Genomic DNA, 14,899 nt, shown 5'->3' on the forward strand with positions numbered 1-14,899 from the left:
CTGATAATGCAACAACTTGCCTTTCGCATTGTTAAATTTGGCAAGAATGCCTTCGCCCAACGGGTTATTCTGTGCGCATGAACGCAGCCTCCCCTTTCGCAGCATTTGCCGGCCCCGTCGGCGCACAAGGCGCGCTCCGCGCCGCCATCACGGATGCCTGTCGCCGTCCCGAACCGGACTGCGTCCCACCGCTGATCGCCGCGGCAACGGTGCCCGGACATCTGCACGCTGCGATCCGTGCCACTGCGATGGACCTGGTCGGCCGGTTGCGCAGCAGCCATCGGCCCGGTGCCGTGCAATCGCTGGTGCACGAATATGCGCTGTCCACGCCCGAAGGTGTCGCGCTGATGTGCCTCGCCGAAGCGCTGCTGCGCATTCCTGACACGGCGACGCGTGATGCGCTGATCCGTGACAAGATCGCCGGCGGAGACTGGCGTGGATACCTGGGGATGGATCGCCCGCTGTTCGTCAACGCGGCATCGTGGGGCCTGCTGCTCACCGGCAGGCTGGCGCAGGCAGAAGAGGCGGACAGTCTTGGCGGCACCCTCACCCGCCTGCTCGCCCGCGCTGGAGAGCCGGTGATCCGTCGCGCCATGGATGCGGCGATGCGCGCCATGGGCGAACAGTTCGTGTGCGGCGAAACCATTGAGGAAGCTCTGCACCGCGCCGCGCCGCGCGAAGCGCGCGGCTTTGCCTTTTCCTATGACATGCTGGGCGAAGCGGCACTGACCGCCGCCGACGCGGCGCGCTATCTGGCGGATTATGAAGCCGCGATCCACGCCATCGGCACCGCCTCGGCAGGCCGCGGACCGATTGCGGGGCCGGGCATCTCGATCAAGCTTTCGGCGCTGCATCCCCGCTATTCCCGCGCGCAATCAGCACGGGTCCGCTCGGAACTGCTGGTGCGGGTGGCGGACCTTTGCCGGCTGGCCAAGCGCTATGACATCGGCCTGAACATCGACGCGGAAGAGGCGGACAGGCTGGAGATTTCACTGGACCTGCTCGAGGCGCTGGCGCTCGATCCTTCGATGGCCGGGTGGAATGGCCTCGGCTTCGTGGTGCAGGCCTACCAGAAGCGTTGTCCCTTCGTGATCGACTGGATCATCGATCTTGCCCGGCGGAGCGGGCGGCGGATCATGGTGCGGCTGGTCAAGGGCGCTTACTGGGACGCGGAAATCAAGCGTGCGCAGGTCGACGGCCTGCCCGGCTATCCGGTCTATACCCGCAAGCCCTATACCGACGTGTCGTACATCGCCTGCGCGCGCAAACTGCTGGCGGCGCGTGACGTCGTATTCCCGCAGTTCGCCACGCACAATGCGCAGAGCGTGGCCAGCGTGCTCCATCTGGCGGGACCGGACTTCACACCCGGCGATTGGGAATTCCAGTGCCTGCACGGCATGGGCGAGGCACTGTATGACGAGGTTGTCGGCCCGGACAGGCTGGACCGCCCCTGCCGCGTCTATGCCCCGGTGGGCACGCACGAGACGCTGCTCGCTTATCTGGTGCGGCGGCTGCTGGAGAACGGGGCCAACTCCTCGTTCGTCAACCGCATCCACGATCCCGCCGTGCCGATCGAGGCGCTGGCCGCCGATCCCGCAGCGGAGTGCGAGCGGATCGAACCGACCGGCACGCCACATCCGCTAATCCCCCTGCCCACCGATCTCTATCCCGGTCGAGCCAACTCCACAGGGCTCGATCTGGCCAGCGAAACGGTGTTGTCAGACCTGGCTCAGTCGATCTCAACCGGCCTTCAGTCGATCTCAACCGGTTCTCAACCCCTCCTCAATCCGGCCAATCATGGCGATATCGTGGGCCATGTAACCCCGATGGGTGAGGCCGAGGCCCGCGAGGCGGCAAGCGCCGTGGCCGCAGCGTCGCCCCGCTGGGCGAGCCTTCCGGTTGAAAAACGTGCTGCAATTCTCGAACGCGCGGCAGACCTGATGCAGTCGCGGCTGCCGCACCTGATCGGCCCGATCATGCGCGAAGCGGGCAAGACGGCCGCCAACGCCATTGCCGAAGTGCGCGAAGCGATTGATTTTCTGCGCTATTATGCACAACAGGCGCGCGAGACTCTCACCGGAGCCACGCCGCTGGGCGTGGTCACCTGCATCAGCCCGTGGAACTTCCCGCTGGCGATCTTCACCGGCCAGGTCGCCGCGGCGCTGGCCACCGGCAATGCCGTGCTGGCCAAACCGGCCGAAGAAACCCCGCTGATCGCCCAGACTGCCGTCGCCATCCTCCACGAAGCCGGCGTACCCCACGATGTCCTGCGCCTGGTGATCGGTGACGGACGCATTGGCGCGGCGCTGGTGGCAGCGTGCGAGACATCGGCGGTGCTGTTCACCGGATCGACCGAGGTGGCGCGCGCGATCCAGCAATCGCTGGCGATGCGCACCGATGCGCAAGGGCGCCCCATCCCGCTGGTGGCCGAGACCGGCGGTCAGAACGTGATGATCGTGGACTCTTCGGCCCTGCCCGAACAGGTCGTGGCAGATGTGCTCGCCTCCGCCTTCGACAGCGCGGGTCAGCGCTGTTCCGCTCTCCGCGTGCTGTGCCTGCAGGAAGACATTGCCGAGCGCACGCTGGCCATGCTGCGCGGCGCGATGGCGGAACTGGTGGTGGGCAACCCTGACCGGCTTTCCACCGACATCGGCCCGGTGATCTCTGCCGAAGCGCAAGCGGGGATCGAGCAGCATGTTTCCGCGATGGCCGCAAGAGGCCATGCGGTGTGGCGCCTCCCCCTTTCGGAAGAAACGGCGCAGGGCACCTACGTCGCCCCCACGCTGATCGAGATCGACAGCCTGGCCGACCTTTCGCGCGAGGTGTTCGGCCCGGTGCTGCACGTGCTGCGCTATCGCGCGCGCGATCTCGACGCGCTGCTGAAGAGCGTGAACGATACCGGTTACGGCCTCACCTTCGGCCTGCACACGCGCCTGGACGAGACGGTGCGGCGGGTGTGCAGCGTGGTTGAGGCGGGCAACCACTACGTCAACCGCAACATGGTGGGCGCGGTGGTGGGCGTGCAGCCGTTCGGTGGGCGCGGACTTTCAGGCACCGGGCCCAAGGCGGGCGGTCCGCTTTACCTGACGCGCCTTGCCCACGGAGCGCGCTGGAACGGCCCTCAGGGACAAGCGCCCGACAACCTGCGCAAGTTCGCCCATTGGCTGAACGCGCAAGGCCTGGCCGCGCTGGCCGAAGAGGCGCTGGCCCTGCCGACGCGGCTGGGCATCGTGATGGACCTGCCGGGCCCGGTGGGCGAGACCAGCCGCTATTCGCTTCATCCGCGCGGCACGCTGGCCCTGCAGGCGCGGACAGCCGAGGGCCTGTGGCGACAGGTCGCCGCCACGCTCGCCACGGGCAACGCCGCGCTGGTCATGCCGGGCAGCCCGGTGAGCGCGCGGCCGGCCGGCCTGCCCGCCGATCTGCCAATCGAATGGTCTGACGAAGGCCTCGCCACCGCACCCGGCATCGCCGCGGCGCTGGTGGAAGGCGACGCCCTCGCCGCCGCACAGTCCCTGGCGGCACGTGATGGCGCAGTGGTGCCGCTCCATGCCGAAACCGGCGGGTGCTATCCGCTGGACCTGCTGGTGGAAGAGCGCAGCACTTCGATCAACACCACCGCCGCAGGCGGCAACGCCAGCCTGATGGCGATGGCTTAACCGGGCGTCAGTCGCCCAGCTGGCTGAAATCCGTCAATGCCGCATCGCGCAGGCCGCGCCACACGTGCAGGGCCTGCACGGTTTCAGGCACGTCATGCACCCGCACCACGTGGCAGCCCGTGTCAAAGGCGCGCAGGGCCACGGCGAGCGAGCCGCCGAGCCGCTGGTGCGCAGGCGCTTCGTTGCTGAGCGCGCCGATCATCCGTTTGCGGCTGGCGCCAAACAGGATCGGCTGGCCCAGCGCGTGGAGCAGCGGCAGCGCGTTGATCAGCGCGAGGTTCTCGGCCAGCGACTTGCCGAAGCCGATGCCCGGATCGAGCAGGATCTTTTCCCGCGCGATGCCGCCCGCGATCGCCGCATCGCGCCGTTCGCGCAGTGCGTCGAACACATCCAGCACCACATCGGCATAGTCGCCATCGGCATGCAGGTCACTGGCGTCGCCCGGCGCGTGCATCAGCACCACCGGCGCGCCCGAAGCGGCGACGATCTCCATGCTGCGCGGATCGTGGCGCAGGCCCGACACATCGTTGACGATGTGCGCACCCGCAGCCAGCGCCGCCTCGATCACGCTGGAACGGCGGCTGTCGATGGAAATTGCCGCCCCGCTGGCAGCCAGGCGCTCGATCACCGGCACCACGCGCTTCAGCTCGTCACCTTCCCACACTGCGGGGGCATTGGGACGGGTGGATTCCCCGCCTACATCGATGATCGCCGCGCCCGCTTCCAGCATGGCGTGGGCATGGGCCAGCGCCTCGTCAGGCTTGTCGAGGAACTTGCCGCCATCGGAAAAACTGTCGGGCGTCACGTTGAGGATGCCCATGACCTGCGGCTGATCAAGCCGCAGCGTGCGCGAACCAGCCTGCAGCGGGGGATGCGCGCGGCGCAGGTCCGCCCACTGTGCCTCGCCCTCGGCATGCAGGTTTCCCGGCAGGCAGGCCAGCGCCTCGGCCATGTTGGAAACGCTGGCCCGACGGCGGCTGATCACCCGGCCCCCTTCGCGCACGATCAGGGCAAAGCGGCTGGCATAGACCAGCCCGCCGGCCAGGCGGATAGCCTCACCCTCCTCGCTCTGCGGGCTTTCGGCAAGCGCGATGGGGCGAATGTAGAGCTGCTGGGTCATGGCGGGGTGATACCGGAGAATTGTGGGCTTGGCACGTGTGGAGAGGCTGCGCTGTTATGGTTCGACAAGCTCACCATGAGCGGTCTGCTTTTGGGATGCTATTTCCAACACCCGCTCATCCTGAGCCTGTCGAAGGATGCCTTCGCAACCTCGCCGACCAGCCTCAGTCCTCCACCGCCAGCAGGTAAAGCTGCCGCAGGGCGTCGATCGGCTTGACCTCGCCTTCATGCTCCACGTGCCAGAAAGTCCAGCCGTTGCACGAAGGTGCGCCCTGCAGCTTTGCGCCAAGCCCGTGGATCGAACCCGTTTCAGCCTCGGCCTGCAGCGAACCATCGGCCCGCACGGTGGCGGTGAAGCGGCGCTTCTTGTCGAACACCTTTGCACCCGGGGCCAGCCAGCCGGATTCCACCAGCGCGCCGAACGCCACCTTGGGCGCGCTGCGCTTTGATTGCATGGTGGCAAGTGCGGATTCATCAAGAGGCAGCGCCATCTCGATGCGCTCTTCCGCCACCTCGATATAGCTGTCCTCGCGCTCGCAGCCGATCCAGTCACGGCCAAGGCGCTTGGCCACCGCGCCGGTGGTGCCGGTGCCGAAGAACGGATCGAGCACCACGTCGCCCTTGTTGGTGGTGGCCAGCATCACGCGATAGAGCAGCGCCTCCGGCTTCTGCGTCGGGTGCGCCTTGGTGCCGTTGCGCTTCAGCCGTTCCTGCCCGTTGCAGATCGGCAGGACCCAGTCAGACCGCATCTGCAGTTCATCGTTCAGCGTCTTCATCGCGCGATAGTTGAAGGTGTACTTCGACTTCTCGCTCTTCGACGCCCAGATCAGCGTTTCATGCGCATTGGTGAAGCGGGTGCCCTTGAAGTTGGGCATCGGGTTCGCCTTGCGCCAGATGATGTCGTTGAGGATCCAGAAGCCCATGTCCTGCAGGATCGCGCCGACGCGGAAAATGTTGTGGTAGCTGCCGATCACCCAGATCGAACCATCGGTCTTCAGCAGCCGCCGCGCCTCGGCCAGCCATTCGCGGGTGAACGTGTCATAGGCGGCAAAGCTGGAGAACTTGTCCCAATCGTTGGTCACCGCATCCACATGGCTGCCATCGGGGCGCGCCAGATCGCCGCCCAGCTGCAGGTTGTAGGGCGGATCGGCGAAGATCATGTCGATCGAGGCATCGGGCAGGCTGCGCATCATCTCGATGCAGTCACCGCGCAGGATGCGGTTTACCGGCAGGACGCGCGCCTTCACCGCCTTGTCGGGCGCTGCCCTGAGTGCGCGAGCCTTTTCCTTTACCAAAGCGACCATGTCCGTCCTGCAAACCCTGTGGATAAAGACCACAAGTGAATCATCGCGGACTCGCCGTCAAGCCACGACTCGCGGACTTCTGCGGAGTCACGCAGGAGAACGGAACGAGTCCGGCACCACATGTTGAGTCCTTTGGCGCAATGCGGACTCAATATCTGGTGGGTGTATCCCGGCGGACTCAGGCGCGAATTTTTTGTCTGCACAGGTTGCCCACCCCGCTGCGACCAGCCTCGCCTGTGGCTCGGCAAGTCTCGCTCCCCTCCCGCTTGCGGGAGGGGTTGGGGGTTAGCATTGGGGGCGCAACACAGCCTCAGGCCACGAAATCGACCTGCGTCTTCGTGGACACCATCCCCGCCAGCCTGGCCGCGTCCCAGTTGGTCAGGCGAACGCAGCCGTGGCTCTCGGTATGGCCGATGCTGGCCGGCTCGGTGGTGCCATGGATGCCGTAATGCTCTTTCGACAGGTCTATCCAGACAACGCCCACCGGGCTGTTGGGGCCGGGCGGCAGCATCGCATCGGGCTTGGCGTCGGAAACGTCCCAGAACAGCTTGGGATTGTAATGAAACTTGGGGTTGCGATCGACGGCCAGGATCTTCCAACGGCCCAGCGGCAGCGGATCGCGCTCCGAGCCGGTGGTCACCGTGAACAGGCCGATCAGCTTGCCATCGGCGTCAAAGGCCTTGAGCGTGCCTTCTCCCTTGCTGACCACGATCCGGGCGGCGGGAGGTGCATTGGTGCCCACGCCCAAGCTGGCAAGCGTGGCCGCCCAGGCCGGATTTTCCGTGCGCGCGGGATCGATGAAGTCCGCGCCCACGTTGGGCACGCGGATGGTCTGGCCTGCAGAATAGGCGGCAGGCTGCTGTGTTGCGGGATCGGCCCCGGCATTCAGCGCGCGCAGCACTTCCGGCGTGGTGTGAAAGCGCTCGGCCAGCTTCTCCTCAAGGCTGGCATAGCCCAACGCCGGCAGCTTTGATTTGGCGACCGCATCCTGTGGCAGCGGGGCGAATGGCCCTGCGGCGAAATCGGCGGGGATGGTGACCAGCCGTGTGGCGGGCACTTCCTTCTGCACACCCACCAGCGCGCGACGGGTGGCATCATCGAAGTCACCCGTCTGCGGCAGGTTCATCGCCTGCTGAAAGCCCATCACGGCGTTGCGGGTGGGAAGGCTCATCCGGCCATCCACCACACCCGGCGAGAAGCCGGCCCGGTCCAGCATCACCTGCGCCTGCATCAACGGGCGCGGCTGGTCTTCGGGCGGCGCGGTGGCGTCGTCCTGGCTGGCCATGCTGTCGGCGCCGTCGTTGTCGGCCTCGGCACTGGCAGTGGGCTGGTCGGGGCTCTGGCCGGTGCCGTTGGAATTGCAGGCAGCAAGCGCAAGGCACAGCGCTGTGCCAATCAGGTGTTTTGTCATTGAGGCTCCGGGGGAGGATGGACCCGGAGATGAAAGCCCTGGCTGCTCAGTCGGTTCCAGCGGCCTCGGCATGCGCCCTGGCAATCGCGGCGGCGAAGGCGCTCACGGCCTCGGCCTCGTCGCCTCCCCACACGGCATTGCTCACGGCAAGGAAGTCAGCCCCTGCCGCCACGAGCGGACCGCAGTTTTCAGGGGTGATGCCGCCAATCGCAACGCAGGGCAGCTCAAACAGCGAAGACCACCATGTCAGCAATTCCGGCTCGGGCCGGTGCTTGGTCTCCTTGGTGTTGCTGGGGAAAAACGCGCCGAAGGCAACGTAGTCCGCCCCGCCCTCGCCCGCTTCCATGGCCAGATGGCGGCTGTCGTGGCAGGTCACGCCGATCTGTGCTTCGCGGCCAAGGCGCTGGCGTGCTTCGGCAACCGATCCGTCCTCCTGCCCCAGATGGACGCCATCGGCACCGATGCGCTTTGCCAGGCTGATGGAATCATTGACGATGAAGGCAACCTCGCGGTCCGCGCAGATCTTTTGCAGCGGCTCCGCCAGCTTGACCGCGGTGTGCTCGTCCACGTTCTTCACGCGGAACTGGAATGCGGCGACCGGGCCGGCATCGAGCGCGCGTTCGAGCCGCGCGGGGAAGTCGCCGGAAACGTCGAGAGGGGAGATCAGGTAGAGCTGGCAGGCGGGAGTGGTCATGGCCAAACGCCCTACTCCGCCCGTGGCGCGTCCGCAATCGGCGCGTTCTGGAACGGTTCAGTCGGCCATGCCATTGTGGGGGCATGAACAGGCTTTCGATCATCGCCGCCGCCAGCGCCTCGCTCCTGATCGCAGGGTGCGCCACTGTCCCGCCACCCGTGCGCAGCGATGGCTTCGCCATGCTGCATGAAGCCACGCGGGTCGGCCCGCTGACCGTAAGGCCCGAAGCCGTGCGCGAGGACAGCCGCTGCCCCATGAATGCGCGCTGCATCTGGGCCGGGCGCGTGGTGATCGACGCAAGCGTGAAGGAAGGCGATCGCTGGATCCCGCGCAGCCTGGTGTTGGGCGAACCGGCGCTCACCACCGATGGCGAGGTGATGCTGGACAGCGTGGAGCCGCCGACGCGGACCGACACGCCGATCCGCGCGCAGGACTATCGCTTCCACTTCAGCTGGAAAGGCCGCTAGAGCCTGATAACGAAGACGCCCCGCCCCCGGTTGCCGGGGTGCGGGGCGGCCTTTCTCCATCCTCACGCAACTGTTGCGATTCCCTTGGCGGGGAACCGGTTAAGGATTTACGCAGCGACCGCGGCGGTCTTCTGCGTGGAACCCTTGAAAATCTCGTCGATCGCAGCGCCGAGCGAAGCGTCGAACTCGGCGTCGGTCATCTGCGCGCGCAGGTCTTCCAGCAGGGCGCGGCTGAAGCTGGCGATGATGCCGGCGTTCTTGGCCAGTTCCACGCAGGCTTCGGGGCGCTTGAACCCGCCCGACAGTGCAACCACGCGCAGCACCTTGGGGTGCGAGACCAGCGGGTCGAACGTGCCCGCCACCACCGGCAGCGACAGCTTGAGCATGACCTTCTGCCCTTCCGGCAGGGCGTCGAGGTTCTTGAGAATTTCCGCGAGCAGGATCGTGTCGCACTCGGCGCGGGTCTCGCTCTTGATGTTCACTTCCGGCTCGATGATCGGCATCATGCCGTGGCCGAGCACCTGCGCGCCAACCTCGAACTGCTGCTTCACCACCGCAGCGATGCCTTCGGCATTGGCGGAGTTGATCACCGAGCGTTCCTTGGTGCCGAACACGCCCAGCGCCTTCGAACGGACCAGCAGCGCGTCGAGCGTGGGCATCGGCTTCATCAGCTGCACGCCGTTGGCCTCGTCTTCCAGGCCCTTGTCGATCTTGATGAACGGCACCACGCCCTTGGCGATGAGCGCGGCAGGAACCGCCGTGCCATCAACATCGCCATCCATGGTGCGTTCGAACAGGATCGCGCCGATCACCTTTTCACCGGTGAATGCGGGCGACTTGATGATCCGCGCGCGCATCGCGTGGATCAGGCCGAACATTTCCTCTTCGGTGCTCCATGCGCCTTCCGTCACGCCGTAGCCGGCCAATGCCTTGGGCGTCGATCCGCCGCTCTGGTCCAGCGCGGCGATGAACCCGTTACCCGCGGCCATCTTCTCGGTCATTTCGGCAAAGTTCATGGGGCTTCCTGTTCCTGTTGCGGCCCATCGCGATGGGGCCATGCATACCTATGCGCAAACGCTCCATAAACAGGCGCGGGTTGCAGTGCAACATCCGCGCCTGCCTTTGATGCGAAATTATTGCTCCAGAGCGGCGACGCCGGGCAATTCCTTGCCCTCCATCCATTCCAGGAACGCGCCACCGGCGGTGGAGATATAGGTGAAGTCACCCGCCACACCCGCGTGGTTCAGCGCGGCAACGGTATCCCCGCCGCCAGCGACCGAAACCAGAGAGCCTTCCTTGCTCAGCGCTGCCGCGGTGCGGGCCAGCGCCACGGTGGCGGCATCGAATGGCGCCATTTCGAACGCACCCATCGGCCCGTTCCACACCAGCGTCCTGCAGGTCTTCAGCACGTCGCCCAGCGCCTCGACCGCTGTCGGCCCCACGTCGAGGATCATCTCGTCAGCGGCGACTTCGTGCACGTTGCAGGTGCGAAGGGAGGCCGGGTTGGCGGCGAATTCCTTGGACACGACCACGTCATAGGGCAGGTGCACGGTACAGCCGGCCTTGTCCGCATGGTCGAGGATTTCCTCGGCGGTCGCCTTCAGGTCATGCTCGCACAGCGACTTGCCAACGTCCACGTCCCGCGCGGCGAGGAAGGTGTTGGCCATGCCGCCACCGATGATCAGGTGATCGACCTTGGACACGAGATGCTTGAGCACATCCAGCTTTGTCGAGACCTTGGCCCCGCCGACCACGGCCGCCACCGGCCGCTCCGGTGCGCCCAACGCCTTTTCCAGCGCCTTCAGCTCCGCTTCCATGGCCCGGCCGGCATAGGCCGGTAGCGCGCGGGCCAGCCCCTCGGTGGAGGCATGGGCACGATGCGCGGCCGAGAAGGCGTCGTTGACATAGAGATCGCCCAGCGCGGCAAAGCGTTCGATCACCGCCGGATCGTTCGTTTCCTCGCCGCCAAAGAAGCGGGTGTTCTCAAGCACGGCCACATCGCCCGGGGCCAGCTTGGCCACGGCCTCGGCCGCGCCTTCCCAGTCGATGTACTGCACCGGACGGCCCAGCACGCCGGCCAGCGGCTCGGCCAGCTTGTTGAGCGAGAATTCATCGGAAGGCTGCCCGTTGGGCCGGCCGAAGTGCGCCAGCACCAGCACCTTCGCACCCTTGTCCGCCAGCTCGGCCAGCGTGGGCACCGCGGCGCGCAGGCGGGTGTCGTCGGTCACCCTGCCATCGGCCATGGGCACGTTCAGGTCCTCGCGCACCAGCACGGCCTTGCCCGCCACGTCGCCAATGTCGTCCAGCGTCTTGAAGCTCATTGCTCGATCCTCACTTCGTCGCCGATGGCGATTTCGCCATCGCTGATGACCTTGCCGCACACGCCGCCGCGCCAGTCGGGCAGCAGCGCGGCCTTCAGGCCGGGGGCGATCTCGTCCATGCGGCTGCACGGGTCGCATTCGCAGTTCACGCGGATGCGCAGGGTTTCGCCGATGGCGATGATGGCGCCAGGTTCGCGCGGCAGGCGCAGGCCCGAAACCAGCAGGTTGGCGCGGCGCACATGCCAGGGCAGGTCGATGTTCAGGTCGGCAAGCGCAGCGGCCCAGCTCTCCGCCTCGATCAGCGTGATCTGGCGCTTGCCCTTCTTGCCAGGGCCGATGGCGCCACGCAGATCGCCGTGGACACCCTCACCTTCGGTCACGCGGACGCGCGGCACCGTCTCGATGGGACCGCGCGGCCGATCATGCCGCGCGATGCCCCCCAGAATGCCGACGCCGCGTGCCGCGCCCATCTTGGCTTAAAGGAACTTCGCCATCGCGCCCGCCGTGTCGAGCATGCGGTTGGAGAAGCCCCACTCGTTGTCGTACCACGAAAGCACGCGCACCAGCTTGCCTTCGAGAACCGCGGTTTCCAGGCTGTCGATGGTCGACGAGTGCGGATCGTGGTTGAAGTCGATCGAGACCAGCGGCTCTTCGGTATAGCCCAGCACGCCCTTCAGCGCGCCTTCGGCCGCAGCCTTGAGCAGGCCGTTCACTTCTTCAACCGTGGTGTCGCGCTTCGGCGTGAAGGTCAGGTCCACCACCGAAACGTTCGGCGTCGGCACGCGGATCGACGAACCGTCGAGCTTGCCCTTCAGGTCGGGCAGCACTTCGCCCACGGCCACGGCGGCGCCGGTGCTGGTGGGGATCATGTTCATCGCGGCGGCGCGGGCACGGCGCGGATCGCTGTGGATCTGGTCCAGGATCTTCTGGTCGTTGGTGTAGGAATGGATCGTGGTCATCAGGCCACGTTCGATGCCGATCGATTCATGCAGCACCTTGGCCAGCGGGGCCAGGCAGTTGGTGGTGCACGATGCGTTGGACACGATCTTGTGATCGGCGGTCAGCTTCTCATGATTCACGCCGAACACGACGGTGAGGTCCACGTTCTTGGCCGGAGCCGAAATCAGCACGCGCTTGGCGCCGGCGTCGAGGTGCTTCTGCCCGCCATCGCGATTGGTGAAGAAGCCGGTGCATTCCAGCGCGATGTCGATGCCATTGGCGGCGTGCGGCAGGTTGGCGGGATCGCGCTCGGCGGTCACCTGGATGCGCTTGCCGTTGACGATCAGGTCGTTGCCGTCAACCGACACTTCGCCCGAGAAAGCGCCGTGGACGCTGTCACGCTTGAACAGCAGGGCATTGGCCTTCGCATCGGCGAGGTCGTTGATCGAAACCAGCTCGAGCCCGGCTTCAGGCCGCTCGAGGATGGCGCGGGCGACATTGCGCCCGATGCGTCCGAAACCGTTGATCGCAACCTTGATCGCCATGTGAAGACTCCTTCTGAATTAGGAAAGGCGTGCCAGAACCTGCGGAACGATCTTGTCCGCGGTCAGCCCGAAATGATCGTAGAGAACGGGGGCCGGAGCCGAAGCGCCGAAGCTGTCGATGCCGATGGTCAGGCCATCGCCGACATACTTCTGCCAGCCCAGCGTGACGCCGGCCTCGATCGAGACCTTGAGCACGTCGGCGGGCAGCACGTCTGCGCGATAGGCGGCGTCCTGCGCGTCAAACAGTTCCCAGCAGGGGAACGAGACGACATCGGCGCCAACGCCCTTTTCCTCAAGCGCGGCCGCAGTGGCCATCGCGATCTCGACTTCCGAACCGCTGGCCAGCAGCACCACCTTGCGCGCGGCCTTGGCGGAAACAAGGCGATAGGCGCCCTTGGCGCTCTTCATCTCGGTATCGAAACGCACCGGCGGCAGGTTCTGGCGCGAGAGCGCGAGGACCGACGAGGCGTGCTTGTCGGCCAGCGCCAGCGCCCAGGCCTCGGCGGTTTCCAGCGCATCGGCCGGACGGAACACCTTGAGGCCGGGGATCATGCGCAGCGACATGACGTGCTCCACCGGCTGGTGGGTCGGTCCGTCTTCACCCAGGCCGATCGAATCGTGCGTCAGCACATAGACCACACGGGTGTGCTGCAGCGCCGACATGCGGATGGCGTTGCGGCAATAGTCGGAGAAGACGAGGAAGGTGCCGCCATAGGGAACGATGCCGCCGTGCAGCGCCATGCCGTTCATGGCCGCGGCCATGCCGAATTCGCGGATGCCGTAGTAGACATGCCGACCGGCATAATCGTGCGCACCGAACGGCGTGGTCGACTTGGTCTTCGTCAGGTTCGAACCGGTCAGGTCCGCCGATCCGCCAACCAGTTCGGGAACGGCAGCGGTGAAGGCTTCCAGCGCCATCTCGCTCGCCTTGCGGGTCGCGACCTTGGGCGGGTTGGCGATCAGAGACTGCACATAGGCGTCAAATCCGCTGTCGGCGGGCAGTTCGCCGGCCATGCGGCGGCTGAACTCGTCGGCCTTGTCGCTCTTGGCGGCGCGGGCCTGCCATTCGGCATGGGCCACCTTGCCCGCTTCACCGGTGGAGCGCCAGTTGGCAAGGATGTCTGCCGGCACTTCGAACGGAGCGGAGGTCCAGCCGAGATATTCGCGCGCGGCGGCGATTTCGTCCGCACCCAGCGGCGCGCCGTGAACGCTGTGGCCGCCCTGCTTGTTGGGCGCGCCCTTGCCGATCACGGTGCGGCAGGCGACCAGCGACGGGCGCGGATCGGCGGCGGCTTCGGCCAGCGCGCGGGCGATGTCGGCAAAGTCATGCCCGTCGCACGAAACGGTGTGCCACCCGGTGGCGGCATAGCGTGCAAGGATGTCCTCGCTGGTGGACAGCGAAGTGTCACCGTCGATGGTGATCTTGTTGTCGTCCCACAGCACGTTCAGGCGGCCAAGCTTGAGCGTGGCGGCAAGTCCGATCGCCTCGTGGTTCACGCCCTCCATCAGGCAGCCGTCGCCCGCGATCACCCAGGTCTTGTGATCGACCAGCTCGTCACCGAACTGCGCGTTCAGGTGCCGCTCGGCCATGGCCATGCCCACTGCCATGGCGATGCCCTGGCCCAGCGGGCCGGTGGTGCATTCCACGCCGGGAATCATGAAGTTCTCAGGGTGACCCGCGCAGACCGAGCCAAGCTGGCGGAAATTGCGGATGTCCTCCATCGTCGGGCTTTCATAGCCCGACAGGTGGAGCAGCGCGTAGATCAGCATCGAGCCATGGCCGGCCGACAGCACGAAGCGGTCACGGTCAGCCCACTTCGGCGCGGAAGGATCGAACTTCAGGAACTGCGACCACAGCACGGTGGCAACGTCGGCCATGCCCATGGGCATGCCGGGGTGGCCGGAGTTCGCAGCCTGAACGGCGTCCATGGCGAGCGCACGGATCGCATTGGCCATCGGCGCCAGCACAGCGGTGTCGCGAGTCATAACCTGAAAAAGCCCTTCCAAAGCGCCCTGATGCGCCATTGCCGGTGATTCGGAGCGCGGCCTCATTGGCCACCCCATACCCCACCGTCAAGGCTGGCGCCCCGCGCATTGCATTGCACGGCCTGCGATTCGGTGCATTCGTATGCACAGCCGGAGTTGCGCGGGCAAGCAAAACTGTGTGCAGTGCAACAGCGAAAGCTGGGGATGGAGGATCAACCCGGCTTGCAGAGCGGCAAGGCTGTGGTAGCGCAAGGCCATGGGAACCGATGGTCTGGACTCGGCGCTCGACCGGATCGAGCAGGCGCTGGTACGGCTGGAAGATGCCGTTTCCATGCGTGAGGCGCAGGCAGCCGAACTGGGCGATCTCAAGGCCCGGCATCGCAAGCTGAAGGAAACGGTGACGCAGGAACTGCGCCAGCTCGACCTCCTTCTCACCAACTTGCCGCAATAAGCC

12 protein-coding genes are annotated in these 14,899 nt (G+C 66.2%); 3 read left to right on the forward strand and 9 right to left on the reverse strand.

Translation table 11 applies throughout. The features are described 5' to 3' along the window. Positions 1 to 77: 77 nt before the first annotated feature. A complete protein-coding gene (putA, locus tag POM99_RS17750) occupies positions 78 to 3,659 on the forward strand; it encodes a bifunctional proline dehydrogenase/L-glutamate gamma-semialdehyde dehydrogenase PutA (RefSeq protein WP_277279850.1) in 3,582 nt (1,193 codons plus the stop codon). Positions 3,660 to 3,666: 7 nt separating this feature from the next. On the opposite strand, the gene folP is transcribed toward putA, so the two are convergent. From folP to thiE, 4 genes are all read right to left on the reverse strand, one after another. Beyond that, positions 3,667 to 4,779 (reverse strand): dihydropteroate synthase, encoded by a 1,113-nt coding sequence (folP, locus tag POM99_RS17755; protein WP_277279851.1) that lies wholly within the window; start codon positions 4,777 to 4,779, stop codon positions 3,667 to 3,669. Positions 4,780 to 4,942: 163 nt separating this feature from the next. After that, on the reverse strand, positions 4,943 to 6,082 hold the full coding sequence (locus POM99_RS17760; protein WP_277279852.1) for a site-specific DNA-methyltransferase: 1,140 nt from the start codon (positions 6,080 to 6,082) through the stop codon (positions 4,943 to 4,945). A 310-nt stretch (positions 6,083 to 6,392) separates the two neighbouring features. Then, positions 6,393 to 7,493 (reverse strand): L,D-transpeptidase family protein, encoded by a 1,101-nt coding sequence (locus POM99_RS17765; protein ID WP_277279853.1) that lies wholly within the window; start codon positions 7,491 to 7,493, stop codon positions 6,393 to 6,395. A 46-nt stretch (positions 7,494 to 7,539) separates the two neighbouring features. Continuing rightward, positions 7,540 to 8,187, reverse strand: coding sequence for a thiamine phosphate synthase (thiE, locus tag POM99_RS17770; protein WP_277279855.1), 648 nt, complete (start codon positions 8,185 to 8,187; stop codon positions 7,540 to 7,542). Positions 8,188 to 8,270: 83 nt separating this feature from the next. Here thiE and POM99_RS17775 point away from each other — a divergent pair, with 83 nt between their 5' ends. Further along, complete coding sequence (locus POM99_RS17775) at positions 8,271 to 8,654, forward strand: hypothetical protein (protein ID WP_277279856.1); 384 nt, start codon at positions 8,271 to 8,273, stop codon at positions 8,652 to 8,654. A gap of 107 nt (positions 8,655 to 8,761) precedes the next feature. Here POM99_RS17775 and POM99_RS17780 read toward each other — a convergent pair whose 3' ends face one another. The 5 genes from POM99_RS17780 to tkt form a co-directional block, all read right to left on the reverse strand. Then, positions 8,762 to 9,670 carry a fructose bisphosphate aldolase gene (locus tag POM99_RS17780; RefSeq protein ID WP_277279858.1) on the reverse strand — a complete coding sequence of 303 codons (909 nt, stop codon included), beginning with the start codon at positions 9,668 to 9,670 and terminating at the stop codon, positions 8,762 to 8,764. 117 nt (positions 9,671 to 9,787) lie between these two features. Beyond that, positions 9,788 to 10,975: a phosphoglycerate kinase gene (locus POM99_RS17785; RefSeq protein WP_277279859.1), complete on the reverse strand. Its 1,188-nt coding sequence runs from the start codon at positions 10,973 to 10,975 to the stop codon at positions 9,788 to 9,790. Beyond that, positions 10,972 to 11,445 (reverse strand): MOSC domain-containing protein, encoded by a 474-nt coding sequence (locus tag POM99_RS17790; protein WP_277279860.1) that lies wholly within the window; start codon positions 11,443 to 11,445, stop codon positions 10,972 to 10,974. The genes POM99_RS17785 and POM99_RS17790 overlap by 4 nt, the downstream gene beginning before the upstream one ends. 6 nt (positions 11,446 to 11,451) lie before the next feature. Further along, entirely contained in the window at positions 11,452 to 12,459 is a 1,008-nt protein-coding gene (gene gap / locus POM99_RS17795) for a type I glyceraldehyde-3-phosphate dehydrogenase (RefSeq protein ID WP_277279862.1), read from the reverse strand. Between the two features lie 18 nt (positions 12,460 to 12,477). Beyond that, positions 12,478 to 14,445: a transketolase gene (gene tkt / locus POM99_RS17800; protein ID WP_277279864.1), complete on the reverse strand. Its 1,968-nt coding sequence runs from the start codon at positions 14,443 to 14,445 to the stop codon at positions 12,478 to 12,480. Between the two features lie 256 nt (positions 14,446 to 14,701). Between tkt and POM99_RS17805 the strand changes: the two genes are divergently transcribed. Then, complete coding sequence (locus POM99_RS17805) at positions 14,702 to 14,896, forward strand: hypothetical protein (RefSeq protein WP_277279866.1); 195 nt, start codon at positions 14,702 to 14,704, stop codon at positions 14,894 to 14,896. Positions 14,897 to 14,899 lie beyond the last annotated feature (3 nt).

This window comes from Novosphingobium cyanobacteriorum, from assembly GCF_029436685.1.
Lineage (GTDB): Bacteria > Pseudomonadota > Alphaproteobacteria > Sphingomonadales > Sphingomonadaceae > Novosphingobium > Novosphingobium cyanobacteriorum.

Coding starts and splice junctions, on each gene's coding strand:
- putA (WP_277279850.1), top strand. CDS start 78: ATGAACGCAGCCTCCCCTTTCGCAGCATTTGCCGGCCCCGTCGGCGCA.
- folP (WP_277279851.1), bottom strand. CDS start 4,779: ATGACCCAGCAGCTCTACATTCGCCCCATCGCGCTTGCCGAAAGCCCG.
- POM99_RS17760 (WP_277279852.1), bottom strand. CDS start 6,082: ATGGTCGCTTTGGTAAAGGAAAAGGCTCGCGCACTCAGGGCAGCGCCC.
- POM99_RS17765 (WP_277279853.1), bottom strand. CDS start 7,493: ATGACAAAACACCTGATTGGCACAGCGCTGTGCCTTGCGCTTGCTGCC.
- thiE (WP_277279855.1), bottom strand. CDS start 8,187: ATGACCACTCCCGCCTGCCAGCTCTACCTGATCTCCCCTCTCGACGTT.
- POM99_RS17775 (WP_277279856.1), top strand. CDS start 8,271: ATGAACAGGCTTTCGATCATCGCCGCCGCCAGCGCCTCGCTCCTGATC.
- POM99_RS17780 (WP_277279858.1), bottom strand. CDS start 9,670: ATGAACTTTGCCGAAATGACCGAGAAGATGGCCGCGGGTAACGGGTTC.
- POM99_RS17785 (WP_277279859.1), bottom strand. CDS start 10,975: ATGAGCTTCAAGACGCTGGACGACATTGGCGACGTGGCGGGCAAGGCC.
- POM99_RS17790 (WP_277279860.1), bottom strand. CDS start 11,445: ATGGGCGCGGCACGCGGCGTCGGCATTCTGGGGGGCATCGCGCGGCAT.
- gap (WP_277279862.1), bottom strand. CDS start 12,459: ATGGCGATCAAGGTTGCGATCAACGGTTTCGGACGCATCGGGCGCAAT.
- tkt (WP_277279864.1), bottom strand. CDS start 14,445: ATGACTCGCGACACCGCTGTGCTGGCGCCGATGGCCAATGCGATCCGT.
- POM99_RS17805 (WP_277279866.1), top strand. CDS start 14,702: ATGGGAACCGATGGTCTGGACTCGGCGCTCGACCGGATCGAGCAGGCG.